Raw genomic sequence first — 19,831 nt, 5'->3', positions numbered from 1 at the left:
TTGTATGTTATTCTACGTTAAGGTAGATGCTTGAGATTCCTGAAACGGACTGCTGCATCTTAGGTTTTGCGTTGCCTACGGTAGTAGTATCGAATGATAAAGCCATGCCACCGTTGGTGCTGCGCTCTGCCGCATAGAGCACCTTTCCTACGTTATCGTATTCCAGGTCTACCGGGTTGCCCAACATCGTCTCTGAACCGCTTACCGTAGTCACATCGGTGATGGTGCCGTAAGCCTCAAGACCGCTGTAGATCACTGAGAAGTTCTTGATCGTGTGGATCGCTCCGTCGCTGTCGTTCAATGGGTTTCTGACATCGGCAAGGAAGAGTTGGTCCTCTACCTCGTCATAGGTGATTCCTCTTAGGGACTGTGCACCTTCAATGGTGATCTGGTCGTCTGCAGTAAGCTCACCACTATTGTTGGAGAAGAAGTCGTTGTAAACGGCTATTCTACCACTGTTGTCCACGGCTGCATAAAGAGTGTTGCCGGCAAGGAAGATTCCCCAGTGCTGGTTACCCGTCTCATAGATGTTGACCAATCTTACAGAGTTAGGCGTGGACTCATATACATAGAACTTATTGCTGTCGCGTGGCCCCACTGCATCTGCAGATACCACGATGCGGTTTCCAGAGATGGCAATATCTCTTGGGTTCTCCACCTGTACGTCAGATCTAAGTGATGGAGCAAGTGCCGCTCCGGACTCGTTATTGTTTAAGTTTTCAAAGACCAATACGTTACTCTCTGATCTTGATGCCTCAAAAAGACAGTCATTGAGTGGATCGTAGTGGATGCCATTACCATCGGTACTGGCGCTCTGGAAAGATTTGTTGGTGATGTTGTTAGAATCGGTAAGATCGAACATGTTGATCTTACCAGATGTGTTGCTGCCTGTAAACAAGGTCACTTTGGGACCGCTTACCGGTGCGCTGGTATCGTCGATACCTTCAGAATCTGTGGAGCAGGAAACAAATGTTGCTGCGGTAAATAGGATAGCTGCTGTTAGGGTAAATTTTTTCATTTTGTAGAGGTTTTTGATTGTTATCGTTTTAATAATGGTTTAAATATGCGAGGTTTGAACACGATAAACAAACGCAAAACATCGATGAAATGCATTAAATACCTCTAATAAATTGTATAATAGTAGATTATAGCGTGGCCTTAAAATTATCTTAATATACATTTAAACAGGTAATCGTGTATTTGAACGAGATAAAAGCAGGTGGTAAACTACCATCAGTGATTCTAACACCAAGAAATAGTAGACATCTAGGCACAGAATATGGCATCAGAATGTTGCTATGGAAAGACTAATGAAAAGTTTGCGCCAAGGATTTAGGTCAAACTATTATAAACAAGTATATCCAAAAGAAGAATCGTCCACTTGAAAGATAAATTCAGTAGACTTTTGCGTGCAAAATAACAAGAAGGAAGTTTTTTAGAGCTTCTAGTTAATAGCCCAACTTTTCACGAACTCTGGAAAGCACGTCGTCCGCAACAAGTTTAGCTTTTGCCGCACCTTCTTTGAGAGCAGCATCTATTTCATGTTTATTGGACATATAGTGCTCAAAACGTTCCCGATTCTTTCCAAATTTGAACAAGATCAATTCAAACAGTGCTTTTTTAGCATGTCCATAACCGTAATTTCCAGCTTCATATTTTTCACGCATTTCTGCGGTTTGCTGGGCCGTAGCAATCAGTTTGTAAATCGCAAAAACGTTACAGGTGTCTGGATCTTTAGGCTCTTCCAGCGGCGTGCTATCCGTTTCTATGGACATGACTTGTTTTTTCAACTGCTTTTCAGGTAAAAAGATATTAATCAAATTACCACGGGATTTACTCATTTTCTCACCATCTGTTCCTGGAACATACATCGTATTCTCTTGGATTTTGGCTTGAGGCTCTATAAGCGTATCGCCCATTTGATTATTAAAACGTCCTGCCACATCGCGGGCCATTTCAAGATGCTGCAGTTGGTCTTTTCCCACAGGCACAACTTGAGCGTCGTACAACAAGATGTCTGCTGCCATTAACATAGGATAGGTGAATAATCCAGCATTCACATCATTCAATCGGTCTGATTTATCCTTGAAACTGTGAGCCAGTGTCAACCGTTGATAGGGATAAAAGCAATTAAGATACCAGTTAAGCTCTGTGACTTGTGGGACATCACTTTGTCTATAAAAAGTGGTACGACTAGAATCCAGTCCACAAGCCATCCAGGCAGCAGCTGTGGCATACGTGTTTTCTCGCAAAGTCTCGCCATCCTTGATTTGCGTCAAGGAATGAAAATCTGCAATGAACAGGAAGGAATCATTATCAGGTTGTGAGGCCATTTCTATCGCTGGCAAGATGGCGCCCAATAAATTCCCTAAATGTGGTATTCCCGTAGATTGTATTCCCGTAAGTACTCTAGCCATTGGTATAATTTAGGGGACAAAGATAATTCCTTAAGAGCTTAAACCACAAGAAGCAGATCAAGGTGTTGTGGCCTGTTTTAATTCTGCTATTTTTGGAACTCATGGAATGGATACGATATATTGTAATGCCTCTTTATAGAGTTTGGTTTTATGTGCTACTCGCCATTCCTATTTTGGTCATGTTTCCGTTTCTGGTGTTGGCGACTATTTCAGAGAAAACCTACGGTATCTTTTTCAAGATGGCTCAAGCATGGGCTGCGTTTGTTATCTATGGGATGTTCTGGTGGCCACAAATATATAGGGATGCTCACATGCAGAAGGGACAAAGCTATATGCTGGTGGCCAACCATACGAGCATGGCAGACATCATGCTCATGCTGCTGGCAGCAAAAAACCCCTTTGTTTTTGTAGGTAAAGCAGAGCTTTCTAAAATCCCCATTTTTGGTTTCTTCTATAAGCGCACGTGTATTCTTGTAGATCGCGGTGACCCGCAAAGCCGCAAGGCCGTTTTTGAAAGCGCCAGCCGCAGACTGGATGATGGTGTTGGAATATGTATTTTTCCAGAAGGTGGCGTGCCGTCAGACCGGTCGATACTGCTGGATCATTTCAAGGATGGTGCCTTTAGACTGGCCATAGAGCACCAAATTCCCGTAGTTCCCATGAGTTTTTATGACAACAAGAAGCGTTTTCCGTTCTCCTTTTTTAATGGATCACCGGGACGCATGCGTGCAAGAACCCATGAGATCCAACAAACTGCCGGCTTGCAGTTGCCTAGAGATAAAGTTCGCTTTCGCGAAAGCGTAAGAAATATCATCTATGAAGATCTTGTCAGGCAACAGAATTCCTAACCTATCCTTCTTTAAGACGCATAAAAAAACCGTCCTGCATAGCAAACAGGACGGTTCCACTCTTTTTCATTGCATTTAATTGAGTTCAATGATTAACCAACCTCAATCTCTTTTTCATATACCCACAAACGCCTGCAATGACAACAATTTGTGGTTAAAATCTATACATCAAACCAGTATATACACCAACGGTGTAAGGCCTGAAGTCACTTGTGTTTTCTTTTAACGAGTTCAACTGATATTTAAACGTAGGCTCTAGTGTTAGTCCAATATTTTTGGAAAACTGATAGTCCAGACCTATACCAAAATTGGCACTCTGGTTAAAGCTGTTGAAATTTTCATCACTGCCCAGGTCCAACCTGCGGCTATCGTTTACAATACTTACATTATTGTCAGTGAGAAACAGCGCACTAAAACCACCCAAAACATTCACTCCCAATTTTTTGTCTACCAGCCTATAAGTCACTTCAAAGGGCATTTCCAGATAACCCAATTGCTGGCTTATCTCGCCTTTAAAACTGGATAGAATCTGGGCATTTCTCAACTCCTGATTAAAGCTACTAGCACTGGAGAACATCGCCGGCGCTGGCGCATTGACGGCGCTAGGGTCAAAGATGGCCATGGCTTCTGCATTGTTAAGAATTAGGGTGTTTGCATTCAAACCATAATTGATATCCTGGTTGTTGTAGTTCATGTTGACTTGATGTAAGCCGGTACGAACACTCCAACGGGAATCGATCGCATAAGAGATGGCTACTCCATAACTTATGTCGGTTTGGGCGTTTTGATTTTCTCTGGAAATGCGATCACTAATAGATGATCCACTTAAGCTACTAGCATAAACAGGTGCGACAACGGTGGCAGCACTCCATTTCTTTCTAGGCATTGGTTCATCCTGTTGGGTTATAGTATTTGCGGCAGCAATGTCTTCCAGACTTTCTAATTCAGTTTCTTCCTTTTCTTGGACATCATCGACTTTACTTTCTTGGTTCATCGCGATGGCATCTCCAACGTTTTCATTTACCGAATTCTGGAATGAATCACTTGACAATTTTGAATCAGCAGCATTTTGTGGATCAACATCATTACCATTTGCCCTTGAATACAATGGTTCTCTAGTTTGCTCGCTTTGAGCTATAAAATCTTTTTGCGCCTGACTAGTGACCTTATTCTGTGGCGTAGATTCTTTGGTTTTGGGAGATTTACCACCGTTTGACTTGCTACTACTGGGCATGGCGACTGCATCTTCACCAGTATTCTCTACTACACTTTCTTGAGACTGTTCAGTTTGATTTGGATTGGAATCGGTGGAGTTTGACTGTTGATCTGTTATGTTATCAGGTTGCTTTTCCTCATTAGCAATACCTTGATGAAGTTCTGTTTCTTCAGAAGATGGTGCCTCTTCTAAAGCCATATTCTCAACAGGAGTAACCTCGTCAGAATTCCACACAAATACAGATAAAAGAACTGCTAGAACTGCAGCGACGCCGGCAAGTTTCCACCATAAAGGTAGCACTGCTGGTCGCTTTTTAGCTTGATCCAGTTTTGACTCAATGGCATCCCAAGATCCAGCTGGAGCAGCTGGTTTGAAATCCTGGAATTTCTTCTGGAACAATCGGTCTATGTTCTTTTCTTCTTCCATTGTATTATACGGCGTCACTATTCATTTTTCTGCGCCACGCCTGTACCATTTGTTGTAAGCTAGCCCTGGCTCTGGACAAATTGGACTTGGAGGTTCCTTCGCTTATGTCCATTAACTCTGCAATTTCTTGATGACTAAATCCATCTAATGCATAAAGAGAAAAAACCATTCTATATCTATCAGGCAACTGTTGTACCATCGCTAATAAGTCTTCCAGCCCTAATTGTTCCAAATACTCGACCTCAGGCATTTCTTCCACTAATTGCTGCTCGTCTTCCAACAAGTATACTTTGGCGCCTCGATAGCGCTGCAAAGCAGTATTAATAGCAATTCGTTTGCACCATCCTTCTAAAGATCCTTCATTCTTGAATTGCTGGATCTTTTCAAAAATGGTTATAAAACTATCTTGTAATATATCTTGAGCTTCCTGCGCGTTAGAAGCGTATTTTAAACAACATCCGTATAAGGAAGCAGCATATTGATCGTAAAGCGCCCGCTGCGACTTACGATCTCCTTTCCTACATCCCTCAAGAATTTGTTGTTGTACCACATTTAAAAATATCCTATTCTACAACATCCACTTCAATTTCTAAAAACTCTTGATTTCCAGCAGCGTCTAATCCTGTGAAGAACTTGAATACAAGTGTACCGTTGGTATTTCCAGGAAAAGACAAAACTTGCTCTGTTGATAAATTATTGTCCTCACAAGATGCACCATCTACTAAAACGTTAGCAAACACAGTAACCTCATAAATATTCAAATTATTTTGAATTTGAAATCCTTCAAACCTATGACAAGACGACGGGTTGTTATAACGTATTACGATATCATTATCTTGGCCAAATAAAAAAGGGTCTGGTATTTCAACATCTGTAATACCTAGAGCTACCAATTGTATTTGAGGTTGATTATCGTCACTCAATTCGCAGGAACTTATTCCAAGGGCAATAAATGCCAGCAACGCGATAAATTTAAATTTCATAATCTTCTTCTTTACTTTCTAGATGCGATATCCTTGAAAAGGTTGCGTCCAAAACATAAAAAAATCGCTTTGAATTCATCAAAGCGATTTTTTATTATTCCAATCAATTGAAATCTAGCTGCTTGCGAGCTTGATGGATTCCATGATTTTCACTTCCAGTTCGTCCATCAAGTCTGGATTATCCATCAGGATGTTTTTAACGCTGTCGCGACCTTGACCTAGTTTAGTATCTCCATAAGAAAACCAGCTACCGGCCTTGTTGATAATTTCATAATCAACACCTAGATCGATGACCTCACCTATTTTGGAAATTCCTTCACCGTACAAGATATCAAACTCTGCCGTACGGAATGGCGGCGCCACCTTATTCTTCACCACCTTGACACGAGTCTTGTTCCCTTGAACGCTACCATCAGTGTTTTTAATTTGGGTGGATCTTCTTATGTCCAGTCGTACCGATGCATAAAACTTCAACGCGTTACCACCAGTAGTCGTCTCTGGATTACCGAACATCACACCTATCTTCTCACGCAACTGGTTGATGAAAATCACGGTACAGTTCGTCTTAGAAATGGTACCCGTCAATTTTCTCAAGGCCTGAGACATCAAACGAGCATGCAGTCCCATTTTAGAATCACCCATCTCACCTTCAATCTCACTTTTAGGAGTCAATGCAGCAACCGAGTCAATCACGATAATATCGATCGCTCCAGAGCGTATTAGGTTCTCAGTAATTTCAAGAGCTTGTTCCCCATGATCTGGCTGTGAAATGATCAGGTTTTCCAGATCAACGCCCAGCTTTTCTGCATAGAATCGGTCAAAAGCGTGTTCTGCGTCAATAAACGCAGCGATACCACCAGCCTTTTGCGCCTCGGCAATAGCGTGTAGCGTCAATGTTGTTTTACCAGAAGATTCTGGTCCATAGATTTCAATCACACGGCCACGTGGATAGCCGCCTACACCTAGAGCTGCATTCAACGCCAGTGAACCTGTAGAGATCGCCTCTACATCAACCACCTGGCGGTCGCCCATTTTCATTACCGTACCTTTCCCGTATGCCTTATCCAGCTTGTCCAGCGTCAATTTGAGCGCTTTCTCCTTTGCTGCTTTTTCTTTATCGTCTGCCATTGTAAATATTTTCTGTAAAAATAGGCTTTGAAAGCGCCGTTTCCAATAGCGTGATGCAATGGTTATTAACGATAGGATGGTTCGGAATTACGCTTTCCTGCCTGCCGGCAGGCAAGGCGCGAAAGCGAGAAAACTTTTATCACAATCATTTGGGCGTTCCCTCTAACCGTCGCTATCGCTCCTGTTTTCGGTCGGGCTTTTCGTTGCAATCTTTTGAAGCGTAAAAAGCTTCAAAAGGATTTTCACTTCAATCCCTAACGCATAAGCAATTCTATATTCTATCTTCTAACAGCGCAGCGATCTATTATCTATAATCTAACTACCTTTGCAACTTCAACACTCAAATGTTTATAGCATGCAACTGTATAACAAATTAAGTGCTGAAGAAAGACGCGAATTGATACGTGAGGCCGGTAAGGAACGGCTCACGATTTCTTTCTATCAGTATGCCCGCATAGGGAATCCACATTTATTTAGAAACCATCTTTTTGTTGCGTTTGACGCGCAAGAAGTGCTGGGTCGCATTTATGTCGCCCATGAAGGGATCAATGCCCAGCTTTCCATTCCAGCAGACCGTTTTGACGAGTTCAAGGATTTTCTGGATGGGATCTATTTCTTGGAAAATGTCCGACTCAACATCGCTAGGGAACACGATAATGAGAGTTTCCTAAAACTAAAAGTCAAGGTGCGCCACAAAATTGTCGCCGATGGATTGGAAGATGAGACTTTTGATGTGACTAATAAAGGTGTGCATGTGGACGCGGCTAGGTTTAACGAGCTTATCTCAGATCCAGATACCATTCTGGTCGATATGCGCAATCATTATGAGAGCGAGATAGGCCATTTCCAGAATGCCTGGACTCCAGATGTAGATACCTTTAGGGATAGTTTGCCGATTATCGAAGAAGAAATCAAGGAGCATAAAAAGGACAAAAAACTGGTGATGTATTGTACGGGCGGCATACGCTGTGAAAAAGCCAGTGCCTACTACAAGCATCGTGGTTTTGAAGATGTGTACCAGCTGGAAGGTGGTATCATCGAGTATCATCGACAGGTAACTGAGCAAGGCTTAGAGAACAAATTCCGTGGGAAGAATTTTGTGTTTGACCACAGGTTGTCAGAGAAAATCAGCGATGAGGTGATATCCAACTGTCACCAGTGCGGTAATCCTTGCGATACGCATACCAACTGTGCGAATGAAGCATGTCATTTATTGTTTATCCAGTGCGAGGATTGTAAATCTAAATATGAGAATACCTGCAGCACAGAATGTCATGAGATCATCCAGCTACCTTATGAAGAGCAAAAAGCATTGCGTGCCGGCAAGTATAACAGCAACAACATTTTTAAAAAAGGAAGATCAGAGAAACTAGAGTTCAAAAAGCATAAGGTTGAGTAGAAGCATTCCTTATTATATGGTGGACTCGTTTACCAGCGAGCCGTTTAAAGGGAATCCTGCTGGTGTTTGCTTGCTGGACAAGCCACTGTCCAATGACTTTATGCAATCCATCGCGATTGAAGTCAATTTATCAGAAACTGCTTTTGTGCAGGATCAAGGCGATTATTTTTCTATAAGGTATTTCTCGCCCATCATGGAAATACCATTGTGCGGTCACGCGACCCTGGCGAGCGCCAAAGTGTTGTTTGATCAAAATCAAGATGTAAACGAGATCCATTTCAAAACTGCGGAAGGTCTAGAATTACAAGCTTACCGTAACGGTGAAAAAGTTTCCTTGAAATTCCCAAACTATGGCATTGTCGATCGAGATGCGCCACAAGCATTACTGTATGCTATGGGAATTGACAGTATTTTGAATTCGGCTTACAATTATGAAAATCTTGAACTCATGATTGAATTAGAAGACGCTGATGAACTTAGAAATCTGCAACCAGATTTTGACGCTATGAAAGCCTCCATCAGTGACATCAATGGTGTTGTAGTCACCGCAAAATCAAATCAACCAGATTTTGATTTTGAATCAAGATATTTCTGGCCATGGAGCGGCGGCAATGAAGATCCCGTGACTGGAGCTACGCACACTTTTTTAACCGGGTATTGGGCAAAAAAATTAAGCAAAACCAAGTTGCGCGCTTTTCAATGCTCTGCTAGGACTGGCGTTTTAGAGCTTGAAGTGTTGAGCGAAGAACAGATTTTGATTACAGGTGATGCGAGAATCATCCTCTCAGGCGAGATGACTATTTAGCAAGAGCCACCTTGTATTTGCGTCAATCAAACTTATTTTTCAAATGATTTTCTGAGATTCTTTTCTGGATAAGGATTAAACTCATAATGACTATTGAGCATATTCCTGCTACGAGAAATCCATATTTAATTAATCCTGAAACTAGAAATGCCCGAAAACCATTGTAGCCACCACCTTTTGATTGTTTGACTTCCTCTGCAATAAAATCTGAATTATCTAACCAATAGAAAGAGACCAGACATACTAAGCCAAAGAAGTAAAACCCTACAATTTTTAAAACTCTCTCATTTCGATTTGATTTCATAATGAAGCTTTTTATCGGGTGCTTATTTTCCACCTAACACCACAACAAACTCACCTCTAGGCTTGTTTTCTGTAAAATGCTGGATGGCATCTGCCACGGTGCCGCGGTAATGCTCTTCAAACATCTTGGTGATTTCTCGAGAAATGGAGATTTGGCGATCAGCGCCGTAATGCATTTTAAAATCTTCCAGGGTTTTGAGCAATTTGTGGGGCGACTCGTAAAAAATGATGGTTCTGCTTTCTTCGGCGAGTTCTTTGAGTCTGGTTTGGCGGCCTTTTTTGACGGGTAAAAAACCCTCAAATACAAATTTATCAGATGGCAGCCCACTACTGGTAAGCGCTGGGACAAAGGCTGTAGCACCAGGCAAGGATTCTACCGCTATGTTTGCGGCAAGCAACTTTCGCGTAAGCAAAAACCCAGGATCACTGATACCAGGCGAACCGGCATCTGTGATGAGTGCCATGGTTTCACCGCCTTGAATTCTGGAAACGATGTTGTCTGAGATCTTGTGCTCATTGTGCATGTGGTACGACAACATGCTTGTTTTGATCCCATAATGGTTAAGCAGTTTACCGCTGGTTCTGGTATCCTCGGCAAGGATTAAATCCACGCTATTCAGGATTTCTACGGCACGATAGGTCATGTCTGCAAGGTTGCCTATGGGCGTTGGGACCAGATAGAGTTTCATGGGTGCGGTTTAGGGCAAAGATAGGAAAATGGGTTACCTTAGGATTGTCGTATTACACTTTGGAATAGCTTCAAAAACCTTTAATTCTTAATTCCCTTTCCTTGAATCCATTTCTCGCTAATATCTTGATTAATACCACTAAAAAATTTAGAAAGGGCAATCTGCCAGAACAGAGGCCGTCAGAATACCGTCTGGCCAAAAAATATAAGCAGCTGGTAACAGCCGTAAAGCGTAATATTAAGAACTTCATACTAATCGTAACAGGAATCTTTTCTGCCTCGTTCGGTTTTAAGGGTTTCTTATTGACTAACGATTTTATCGATGGTGGTGCTACTGGAATATCTCTTTTACTAGCTGCATTATCAGATATACCGTTATATGTTTTCCTCATTTTAGTCAACCTTCCATTCATTGCTTTGGGATATAAGATCATGGGTAAACAATTTGCCGTGATGACCATGATGGCGATCATTGGGCTGGCACTATGCGTGGCACTGGTGCCGTTTCCTAATGTGACTGACGATGATTTGCTGGTGGCGGTTTTTGGCGGATTTTTCTTGGGTGCTGGGATAGGGCTATCCATAAGAGGCGGCGCTGTCATTGATGGAACAGAGATTCTTGCCATTTACTTGAGTAGGAAGATAGGTCTAAGTATAGGCGATATCATTATCGTTATTAACGTCTTTATTTTTTCAGTAGCGGCTTACTTACTTTCTATCGAGATTGCGCTGTACTCTATGATCACTTACATTGTCGCTTCAAAAACATTGGACTTTGTTATTGAAGGAATCGAAGAATATATAGGTGTTACGATCATTGCTTCACAAAGCAGCCGCGTCAAAGAAATGATCATTGAAAAATTGGGCCGTGGCGTTACTATTTATAAGGGCCAAGGCGGCTACTTAAAAGACGGCATCGCTGAAGAAAAGGACATCATATATACGGTCATCACACGCCTGGAACTCAATAAACTCAATACTGAAATTGAAAAGATAGAGCCTAATGTTTTTATTGTCATGAACACCATTAAGGACATTAAAGGCGGTATGATTAAAAAGCGCCCACTTTCTCATTAGCAAGCAGCTATGAGCAATAAGGCATAATAAATGCACATCATTTTAAAATAAAGGATTATGAAATACATTTCTCTGCTATTGGTAATCGTTATCATGGGTTCTTGCAATTCCCAAAAAATTGACAACACACTCAGCAGTTTTGAAGAAGGCTATCAACCGTATGCGCAATCCTGGACTGGCGGCATACCAGGATCTGGTAGTGGAATAAACCTATTTTTACCATTAGACACTACCGTAATGCAGCAAATGGAAGCCGTTTATTTTAAAGGCATGATCACTCAAACCTTTGACATCAAGGATCCCAACGGCTACATTATCGCTAGGTTCAAAACCGACTTTAACAACAAGCCAGACATGAACATGAACCTAGAGTACGAAGAGGAATATGGCAATAAGCCACCCGCAAATCAAAAATTCCCCTTTGAGCTTGAGGACAGTGAAGCGGTAGTGAAGTTCTCGCGTGATGGTAAAACCACCTATACCTTAATTACGGGAATACAGACGCGACCTTCTATGGACTTACCGTCCAGACCTCAATAAACTAGAAACCTACAGAGACAAGGCTGCAATTCTTAACTTAGAAATGCAGCCTTAATTGTACCTTTGAACCTCAAAACCAACTGTCTTTGAGTTCCATCAACCGTCTTTTTAAACACACCTTTGTGTATGGTCTGGCGACCGTTTTGCCTAGACTGTTGACTTTTTTATTGACTTGGGTTCTCACTACTTATTTGGACACAAGAGCAGATTTCGGTAACGTCACCATTATCTTTTCTTGGATCATTTTAGCTAATGTGGTGTTGACTTATGGTATGGAGACATCATTTTTTCGCTTTCGCGAAAGCGGAAACGACAACAAGCTATTAAGCACATCACTTTTATCATTATTGGCAACTACCATTGTTTTTGTTGCACTTGCTTTTCTTCTGTTGGATCAAGTTGCTTCATGGTCAGGCAAATCGGCTAATTATTGGAAATGGGTAACAGGCATTCTTGCTTTTGACACGCTCATGGTAATCCCTTTTGCTTACTTAAGAGCACGCGGTAAAGCAGTGAAATATGCAGTCATAAAAATGATCAATGTGGTCATATCTTTTTCCATGACCGTTCTTTTCTTAGTCTATTTAAAAGATGTTCCAGCACTTAATCAATGGCTGCCAGCAGATAAGGTCGAATTATATTTTATCGCGATGATGAGTGCGAGTTTTGTAACTCTACTGGTAGTTTGTGGAGTCTATTTTCGTAAATGGGAATTTGATTTCGCTCTATGGAAGAGAATGCTTACGTATGGCTACCCTATTTTGATTGCTGGAGTTGCCTTTGCCATCAACGAGACCTTTGACAAGATTTTATTGGAACGATTGCTCACAGAAAATGCAACAGCACAAGTAGGATTATATGGTGCTTGTTACAGAGTTGCATTAGGGATGACACTTTTTGCAACAGCGTTTAAATTAGGTATTGAGCCTTTCTTTTTTAGCGAGTCCAAAAGCGAAAACGCCACCGCAACCTATGCCATGGTTACCAAAATGTTCGTGGTATTAGGCTCTGTCGCCTTGGTTTTTTATAGCGTTTTCATAGATGTGATCAAAATTGCAATAATTGATGAAAAATACTGGGAAGCGCTCGATATTGTGCCCATTGTTCTGGTCGCTTATCTGTTTTTTGGGATTTATCAAACGCTTTCGGTTTGGTATAAAGTAACCGATCGTACTAGTTATGGCGCTTGGATTTCAGTTTTGGGAGCTGCCGTTACCATAGGATTCAACATCTGGCTCATACCCATCATAGGTTACATGGCGAGTGCACTTACGACTTGTGCCGCTTATGGGTTGATGATGGTGGTGTCGTACTTATTGGGAAGAAAACACTATCACATACCTTATGAAGTTGGGAACATGCTCTTGTATCTCGCAATTTCTATTGGCGCAACAACTTTCTTCTTTTACGGAATTAGAGATTACTTTGGACCCAACACATGGCCTATGTACGCTAGTGGTATCGCACTGGCTGCACTTGTTTCCTTTTTCATTTTGGGCCGTGAAAGGACCTTTATTAAATCATTACTCAAACGATCATGACCGTTAAAATCATCAACAAATCTGCTCACGACTTACCTGCGTATGAAACCGTTGGTAGTGCAGGAATGGATATTCGCGCTTCAATCAAGGAAGCTATCACATTAAAACCACTGGAACGCGCCATTGTAAAAACAGGTTTGTTCATAGAATTACCTGTAGGAACTGAAGCTCAAGTGCGTCCGCGCAGCGGCCTGGCTGCCAAAAAGGGAATCACCGTACTCAATGCACCAGGCACCATTGATGCCGATTATCGCGGTGAGATAGGCGTGATTTTAGTGAATTTATCTAACGAAGATTTCACCATAGAAAACGGCGAGCGCATCGCACAACTGGTTATCGCAAAACACGAACAACCCACATGGGAAGAAGTAGAAGTGCTTAGCGATACTGCTCGTGGTGCAGGCGGTTTTGGGAGTACTGGAGTTAAGTAATAAATTTATGCATGTGCAGGAATCTGTTTTTAATATTGTGAGGTAGTAACTCCGCCGTTTTTCTATATCGCTTTCACGAAAGCGAAACAATCATCTTTATTTGATCTTATAATTACATAACTTTAGATCAAACCCATTAATTATGAGATTTGTTGTTCTACTTCTACTAACCATTGTATTCTTTTCATCCTGTAAAAATGATCATTCCGAAACTCCTGAAGAAGAAAAGCAATCAGAGCCCGAATGGGTAATGAGCGACAGTATCACGTTTAAAGTTGAGTTAGCGCCAGAAGAAAGCCTGCTTTTAAATCTAGAAGACCAATACTTTGACCATTTTTTATTAGAATGGGAAAATGAATCTGATAAGGACTCTGTTTTTACAACAACGATTCCAAGATATCATAAAGTTCAAAAGATAGATTATGGCTATGGTATGTGGGATTCTATCCAGAAGAAAGCAAGCTTCATCAATCAGGACTTTATAATTGATAGCATCACAGACCTCGTTCACTTAAAAGTCTTAGACCGAAAAATTGAATTAGTTGATCAAAGATCAACGATGGATATTACAGGAATGGAAAATGCGTACGAAGACCTACGAGCTCAAATTTACAAATGGAAAGGTGATGATACTAAATTCATAAAACCGCTAGACAGCCTTAAAAACTATTACGATTCTATGTATAGTAAAGAGTCGGCGGGTTTAAACAGAACGTTGAATGAGTTCGAGTACTTTGATAAATTACATGGAATAGATCCAGCATTAGTTCCGCTAGATTCATTAATGCGCTCTAATGACTTGATGATCGCCAGATCTGCTGGACCTTTCTTAGTATTCAAATACATCGATAATAATATGAATTCCATCGGTTTTGAATTGATGAATCCTTCTGGCAGTAGCGAGGCATCTAATGGAAACGATATTATTTATGAAAGAAACTTAGCTTATGGAGTTTTGAGGTATTTAAGATACAAAGACAATAAAGGCAACAACCTCTATCCAGAAGCAAGAAATTGGCTCAAAAGAACCAAGTTCTATCAAGACAATAAAGAACAAATTGATAGTCAGATTGAACAATTGGATAACACAGAGTTTAAAAAATTACTGAGTAACATAGAACTGGTTGATTTGAATTTGGATAAGGTAACCATGAGCCAAATCATTAAAGAAAATCCATCTCCATACTACCTCATTGATTTATGGGCGACCTGGTGCGCACCTTGTTTAAATGGAATGAAACTCATGAAAAAAATGAATTTTCCTAAAAATGTAACTGTCATAAGCATTAGTACAGACTATGAAAAAGATACGGCTTTATGGCAAGAACAATCACCAGAACTAGACCTTAAATTGAATTACCTTATGAAAGTCAAAGGTGAGAATAGTCAAAAATTCATTGATTTTATTGAGATGAACTCTGTCCCAAGGTATTTGTTGATGGACAAGGATTTGAACATTATCGATGCTGCTTTTTATCAGCCTCATGAGCCCAACTTCATAAACAAGTTAAGAGATGTGAATAACCATACGAGTTGGTGATGCTACATCCGTTTATTTATTCAATCATTAAGAACTAAAGTTTTTACCTTAGCGGCTTAGTAATCAAACCAACAGATTCCTGCCTGCGCAGGAATAGTATTTGCCTATGAAAATCATCGTACCCATGGCCGGTCGCGGCTCCAGATTAAGACCTCATTCTCTTACGGTTCCTAAGCCTTTAATTCCTATCGCTAACAAACCTATCGTACACCGATTGGTGCGTGACATTGCGCGTATTTTAAGCGAACCGGTAGAAGAGATCGCCTTTATATTGGGAGACCCAGCATTTTTTGGTGATGAGGTCGTAAAAAGTCTGGAAGAGTTGGCTCAAAGCCTTGGTGCCAAAGCCAGCATCTATCGCCAGCTGGAGCCATTAGGGACTGGACACGCCATCATGTGTGCAGAGCCATCACTTTCTGGGCCTGCCGTGGTAGCTTATGCAGACACCTTGATTCGAGCCGATTTTGAACTAGACCCAGCTGCAGATGCCGTGATCTGGACTAAAGAAGTCGACCAGCCTGAAGCCTACGGCGTGGTTAAACTCAACGATAAGGAAGAAATCATAGAGCTGGTAGAAAAGCCTAAAGAATTTGTGAGCAATCAGGCCGTGATTGGGATTTACTACTTTAAAGAAATTGCAGACCTAAAAAAGGAATTGCAATACGTGATCGATAACGAGATCATCAACGGTGGTGAGTATCAAATCAACGACGGTATCAAGAGATTGATGGCCAGCGGCAATATCTTCAAGACAGGAACCGTTGATGAATGGATGGATTGTGGGAATAAAGAAGTGGCCATAGACACCAACACACGCATCATGAAATTCATGGTTAAGGATGGCAGCGATGAGTTGGCTACAAAAGCAACACTAGAAAACTCAAACATCATTGAGCCTTGCGTGATTGCAGACGATGTAGTCATTAAAAACTCTACCGTTGGACCGCACGTGAGCATAGGCGCTGGGACCACGATCACAAATTGTAAGATCAGCAATAGTTTGATACAGAACAATTCCGTGATTAAAAATGCCACCTTGGACGAGGCGATGATAGGTAATCACGTCAAGTACAACGGCAACTTTAAATACATCAGCATTGGTGATTATTCTGTAATGGAATAATTGTTGAAGCCTCAGACCTTTATGAAACACCTTTTGATCCTGGCGATGTTCCTCAGTTTTTCTGGCCTTTGGGCGCAGGAAGAAGTGGCCGCTGTTGAGGTCAATGAAGATGATTTGGGCGAGGTTTCTGACGGCTTCAAAGAGAACTTTTTTGATGCATTGTCAGAGAAGGCTCGCGAGAACCACGACCGTGCGATCGAGAAACTGCTCATTTGCGAGCGCCTGCAGCCCGACAATGGTGCGGTACAGTTTGAACTAGCAAAGAATTACATGGCGAGTAACGCTTTCGCGAAAGCGGAAACCCATCTGCTCAATGCTCTTAAAATCTCTGGCGATAGGGAATGGCTGCTGGACACCTTGTTGGAAAATTACAACCAGCAGCAGGAATTTGACAAAGCGGTAAGCGTTCTGGAAAGACTGTCGCGTATCAATGAAGATTATGAGGAGTTGTTACCGGTTGCCTATTTGCGGGTCAACGATACGGCTAAGGCGTTGGAAACCATCAAAACGCTAGATCGCAAGCTGGGAAGAAATACACAGCGCACTGCACTTAAAAACCGTCTGGAGCGCAACAGCGAGCAACAAGAAGTCATTGCTGACAACCTAGAAGAGCTGGAACAACAACTCGCTGCCGACCCAAAAAATGAGCAGCTCTACATCCAGTTGATCTATGGTTACAGTCGTCAGGGTAATCTGGAAAAAACACTGGAATTTGCTGAAAAATTGGAAGAAGAAATTCCTGGAAGCGACAAGGCACAACTGGCGCTTTACAAGATTTATCTGGACACCGGCGATGTAGAAAAAGGACTGGAAAGTATGAGTAAGGTGTTTGCTTCCAGTCAATTAGAAACCGTCTCAAAAACTGAGGTTCTTAAGGATTTTATCCAGACATCGACTACTAATGTATCCTTGCAACCATTACTGGAAAGTGTCATCGATGATTTCTCAATCCAAGTGGAAGATCTGGAAGCCTATAAGGTTTTGGCAAGTTATTTTAGGCAAGAGAAGCAACTTGCCGCAGCACTAAAATTTTATGAATTGGGTATGGAACTTAACGACCAGGATTTTGAATTGATTAAGAACACGGCATTATTGTATCTAGATACGGGCGCTTTCGCGAAAGCGGAACAGCTATCCAGCAACGCTCTAGAAAGTTACCCAGCACAACCTTTATTGTATCTCATCAACGGTGCGGCGCTCAACCAGACCGGCAACCCTAAAAAGGCGGTTGCACAACTGGACGCTGGATTATCCTACTTACTGGACGAGCCACAATTGGAACGCGATTTGTACGGTCAACTCGCCATTGCCTATGAAAAACTGGGCGACAACAAAAAAGCAGCAGATGCTACTGCAAAAATGAACGCGATCTCAAACTAAAACAAGATGATGAAAAGAATATATGGACTGGCGCTGGCGATGATACTCATCTCTTGTGGTGGCTCTCAAAAAGCCACAGAAAACGCTGTGACCACCGCAGCAGCAACTAAGATTATCAAATCACATAACGCAGCAGCCATTGATTTCAAAACCATGCAATCTAGGTTGGGTGTGAACTATCAGGATGAAAATAGATCGCAATCAGTCACGGTGGATTTGCGTGTGGAAAAAGGTAAACAGATCTGGATGAGTGCTCGTGTTCTGGGCTTTACTGTAGCAAAAGTTTATATCACACCAGATCGCGTCCAGTTCTATGAAAAGCTTCAAAAACGATCTTTCGACGGCGATTTTAAATTGATTTCTAGATTTTTGGGAGAAGAACTCAATTATGCCCAGTTGGAAAACCTTCTATTAGGTCAAGCCTTAGAGCCTTTGAACGGTCTGGATTATGCTGTGGTGGACAATCAGTATCAGTTTAGAAAAGAAGGCGTGATCGCAAGACTGTTCTCCCTACGACCTGCCGATTTCAAAATGGCACAACAATCCATTAGAAAGCCTTCAGAAAACACCACGCTGGACGTGAAATACCTGACCTATCAAACGGTAGAGAACCGCATCCTGCCAGAAGATATTACGATCAACGCAAATGCTCAAGGGAAATTGGTACAGGTAGAATTGGATCTTAAGAATGTGGAATTTGATCAGGAATTAAGTTTCCCGTTTGAAATACCATCGGGTTACACACAAATGGAGCTGTAATGAAGTCATTTTTATACATAGGTCTTTTCTTAAGTTGTTTAGCCGTCAGCGCTCAGTCAGAAAAAGCTAGATTAGAACAACAACGTGCCGCTATCCAGGCACAGATTAATCAGTTTGATAAGTTGTTGACAGGTGCCAAAAAGGAAGAGCGATCTGTCCTTTCTCAGGTTCAAACCATAGATGCAAAAATTTCCAAAACTCAGGAAATCATCAACATTACCAACAAGCAGGCAAACCTGATCACTCGCAGCATCAATACTAATGCCGAAGAGATCAAGAAGCTGAACGCGGAGATCAAGGAGTTGAAAAAGGATTATGCCGCTATGATCGTCAAGTCCTACAAGGCAAAAAACGATCAAAGCCGTTTGATGTTTCTGCTGTCTTCAGAGAATTTTCTCCAGGCCTATAAACGCGTACAGTACCTCAATGCCTATGCAGATTACCGTAAAAAACAGGCAGACGAAATCACCGTAAAAAGCAACATGCTTGCAGAGAAGAATGCCGAGTTGGAAAAGGAAAAGGCTCAAAAGAAAGAAATCCTAGCAGCCAATGAAAAGCTGCGTAACGAACTTAAGAAGGACAAATCAGAACAAGTGGTCCTGCTGGAAGAAGTGAAGAAAAACGAGAAGCAATACGCTGCAGAGATTCGCACCAAAGCTCGAGAGCGTGATAAAATCGACCGCGAGATACGCAAGATTATAGAGGCAGATATCGCGGCTTCCAACAAAGGAAAAGTAGGAGCGACTAAAGGCAAATTCTTCCTGACTCCAGAAGCTAAGGAACTAGCAAGAAGCTTTCAAAACAACCGCGGTAAATTACCGTGGCCAGTGGCAGAAGGTGTGATCACCAGACGCTATGGCGTGCAGCCGCATCCCGTATTGAAAAACCTACCTATACAGAGCAGCGGTTACAGGTTCCAGACACCTAATGGCGCTAGAGCCAGAGCCGTTTTTGATGGTGAGGTCGTTCAGATTGTAAAGGCTAACAACGGTATTCTCATGGTACACGTGCGCCATGGTAACTTTACCACCAGTTATGGAAATCTCAAAAATGTGAGTGTTCGCAAAGGCCAAAAGATCAACACATTGACGGAGCTGGGCGAGATCTTCACAGACCGCGATGGCATTACAGAACTGCATTTTGCCATTTTGGAAGAGACCAAAACTCAAGACCCAGCACGCTGGTTGTTGAGTAAATAAAGTTTTAGCATGTTGATTAGGGCGTTCC

20 protein-coding genes are annotated in these 19,831 nt (G+C 41.8%); 12 read left to right on the top strand and 8 right to left on the bottom strand.

Annotated elements, in window-relative coordinates:
• Nucleotides 1–7: 7 nt before the first annotated feature.
• Together BST86_RS11665 and trpS are read right to left on the bottom strand one after the other, a co-directional pair.
• Entirely contained in the window at nucleotides 8–1,018 is a 1,011-nt protein-coding gene (locus BST86_RS11665) for a hypothetical protein (RefSeq protein ID WP_105982555.1), read from the bottom strand.
• 430 nt (nucleotides 1,019–1,448) lie between these two features.
• On the bottom strand, nucleotides 1,449–2,417 hold the full coding sequence (trpS, locus tag BST86_RS11660; RefSeq protein ID WP_055411398.1) for a tryptophan--tRNA ligase: 969 nt from the start codon (nucleotides 2,415–2,417) through the stop codon (nucleotides 1,449–1,451).
• A gap of 101 nt (nucleotides 2,418–2,518) precedes the next feature.
• Here trpS and BST86_RS11655 point away from each other — a divergent pair, with 101 nt between their 5' ends.
• Nucleotides 2,519–3,265: a lysophospholipid acyltransferase family protein gene (locus tag BST86_RS11655; protein WP_105983395.1), complete on the top strand. Its 747-nt coding sequence runs from the start codon at nucleotides 2,519–2,521 to the stop codon at nucleotides 3,263–3,265.
• A 154-nt stretch (nucleotides 3,266–3,419) separates the two neighbouring features.
• On the opposite strand, the gene BST86_RS11650 is transcribed toward BST86_RS11655, so the two are convergent.
• The 4 genes from BST86_RS11650 to recA all read right to left on the bottom strand — a co-directional run bounded on the left by BST86_RS11650 (nucleotide 3,420) and on the right by recA (nucleotide 7,018).
• Nucleotides 3,420–4,907, bottom strand: coding sequence for an outer membrane beta-barrel protein (locus BST86_RS11650; protein WP_105983394.1), 1,488 nt, complete (start codon nucleotides 4,905–4,907; stop codon nucleotides 3,420–3,422).
• 4 nt (nucleotides 4,908–4,911) lie between these two features.
• Nucleotides 4,912–5,457: an RNA polymerase sigma factor gene (locus BST86_RS11645; RefSeq protein ID WP_105983393.1), complete on the bottom strand. Its 546-nt coding sequence runs from the start codon at nucleotides 5,455–5,457 to the stop codon at nucleotides 4,912–4,914.
• Between the two features lie 13 nt (nucleotides 5,458–5,470).
• The gene (locus BST86_RS11640; RefSeq protein ID WP_105983392.1) at nucleotides 5,471–5,890 is read right to left on the bottom strand and encodes a hypothetical protein; all 420 of its coding nucleotides are present in this window, start codon (nucleotides 5,888–5,890) and stop codon (nucleotides 5,471–5,473) included.
• Between the two features lie 114 nt (nucleotides 5,891–6,004).
• Nucleotides 6,005–7,018: a recombinase RecA gene (gene recA / locus BST86_RS11635; RefSeq protein WP_105983391.1), complete on the bottom strand. Its 1,014-nt coding sequence runs from the start codon at nucleotides 7,016–7,018 to the stop codon at nucleotides 6,005–6,007.
• 355 nt (nucleotides 7,019–7,373) lie between these two features.
• Here recA and trhO point away from each other — a divergent pair, with 355 nt between their 5' ends.
• The gene (trhO, locus tag BST86_RS11630; RefSeq protein WP_105983390.1) at nucleotides 7,374–8,417 is read left to right on the top strand and encodes an oxygen-dependent tRNA uridine(34) hydroxylase TrhO; all 1,044 of its coding nucleotides are present in this window, start codon (nucleotides 7,374–7,376) and stop codon (nucleotides 8,415–8,417) included.
• Nucleotides 8,410–9,222 carry a PhzF family phenazine biosynthesis protein gene (locus BST86_RS11625; protein WP_197709229.1) on the top strand — a complete coding sequence of 271 codons (813 nt, stop codon included), beginning with the start codon at nucleotides 8,410–8,412 and terminating at the stop codon, nucleotides 9,220–9,222. The genes trhO and BST86_RS11625 overlap by 8 nt, the downstream gene beginning before the upstream one ends.
• 22 nt (nucleotides 9,223–9,244) lie before the next feature.
• On the opposite strand, the gene BST86_RS11620 is transcribed toward BST86_RS11625, so the two are convergent.
• Nucleotides 9,245–9,526: a hypothetical protein gene (locus BST86_RS11620; protein ID WP_146126762.1), complete on the bottom strand. Its 282-nt coding sequence runs from the start codon at nucleotides 9,524–9,526 to the stop codon at nucleotides 9,245–9,247.
• 22 nt (nucleotides 9,527–9,548) lie between these two features.
• A complete protein-coding gene (gene rsmI, locus BST86_RS11615; RefSeq protein WP_105983388.1) occupies nucleotides 9,549–10,214 on the bottom strand; it encodes a 16S rRNA (cytidine(1402)-2'-O)-methyltransferase in 666 nt (221 codons plus the stop codon).
• A 101-nt stretch (nucleotides 10,215–10,315) separates the two neighbouring features.
• Between rsmI and BST86_RS11610 the strand changes: the two genes are divergently transcribed.
• The 9 genes from BST86_RS11610 (at nucleotide 10,316) to BST86_RS11570 (ending at nucleotide 19,803) form a co-directional block, all read left to right on the top strand.
• Nucleotides 10,316–11,290 (top strand): YitT family protein, encoded by a 975-nt coding sequence (locus tag BST86_RS11610; protein ID WP_105983387.1) that lies wholly within the window; start codon nucleotides 10,316–10,318, stop codon nucleotides 11,288–11,290.
• Between the two features lie 57 nt (nucleotides 11,291–11,347).
• Nucleotides 11,348–11,830, top strand: coding sequence for a hypothetical protein (locus BST86_RS11605; protein ID WP_105983386.1), 483 nt, complete (start codon nucleotides 11,348–11,350; stop codon nucleotides 11,828–11,830).
• A gap of 86 nt (nucleotides 11,831–11,916) precedes the next feature.
• Nucleotides 11,917–13,371, top strand: a complete 1,455-nt coding sequence (locus BST86_RS11600) for a lipopolysaccharide biosynthesis protein (protein WP_105983385.1) — start codon at nucleotides 11,917–11,919, stop codon at nucleotides 13,369–13,371.
• Entirely contained in the window at nucleotides 13,368–13,802 is a 435-nt protein-coding gene (gene dut / locus BST86_RS11595; protein ID WP_105983384.1) for a dUTP diphosphatase, read from the top strand. Before BST86_RS11600 ends, dut begins: the two co-directional genes overlap by 4 nt.
• 142 nt (nucleotides 13,803–13,944) lie before the next feature.
• A complete protein-coding gene (locus BST86_RS11590) occupies nucleotides 13,945–15,342 on the top strand; it encodes a TlpA family protein disulfide reductase (RefSeq protein WP_105983383.1) in 1,398 nt (465 codons plus the stop codon).
• A 106-nt stretch (nucleotides 15,343–15,448) separates the two neighbouring features.
• Nucleotides 15,449–16,465 carry a sugar phosphate nucleotidyltransferase gene (locus BST86_RS11585; RefSeq protein ID WP_105983382.1) on the top strand — a complete coding sequence of 339 codons (1,017 nt, stop codon included), beginning with the start codon at nucleotides 15,449–15,451 and terminating at the stop codon, nucleotides 16,463–16,465.
• 21 nt (nucleotides 16,466–16,486) lie between these two features.
• On the top strand, nucleotides 16,487–17,845 hold the full coding sequence (locus BST86_RS11580; RefSeq protein WP_105983381.1) for a tetratricopeptide repeat protein: 1,359 nt from the start codon (nucleotides 16,487–16,489) through the stop codon (nucleotides 17,843–17,845).
• Between the two features lie 6 nt (nucleotides 17,846–17,851).
• Nucleotides 17,852–18,604, top strand: a complete 753-nt coding sequence (locus BST86_RS11575; RefSeq protein WP_197709228.1) for a lipoprotein insertase outer membrane protein LolB1 — start codon at nucleotides 17,852–17,854, stop codon at nucleotides 18,602–18,604.
• Nucleotides 18,604–19,803, top strand: a complete 1,200-nt coding sequence (locus BST86_RS11570; protein ID WP_105983379.1) for a murein hydrolase activator EnvC family protein — start codon at nucleotides 18,604–18,606, stop codon at nucleotides 19,801–19,803. Before BST86_RS11575 ends, BST86_RS11570 begins: the two co-directional genes overlap by 1 nt.
• The last annotated feature ends 28 nt before the right edge of the window (nucleotides 19,804–19,831 follow it).

Origin of the sequence: Nonlabens agnitus, assembly GCF_002994045.1 — a bacterium.
GTDB classification, from domain to species: Bacteria; Bacteroidota; Bacteroidia; order Flavobacteriales; family Flavobacteriaceae; genus Nonlabens; species Nonlabens agnitus.
This window is presented reverse-complemented; position numbering and strand designations above follow the sequence as displayed.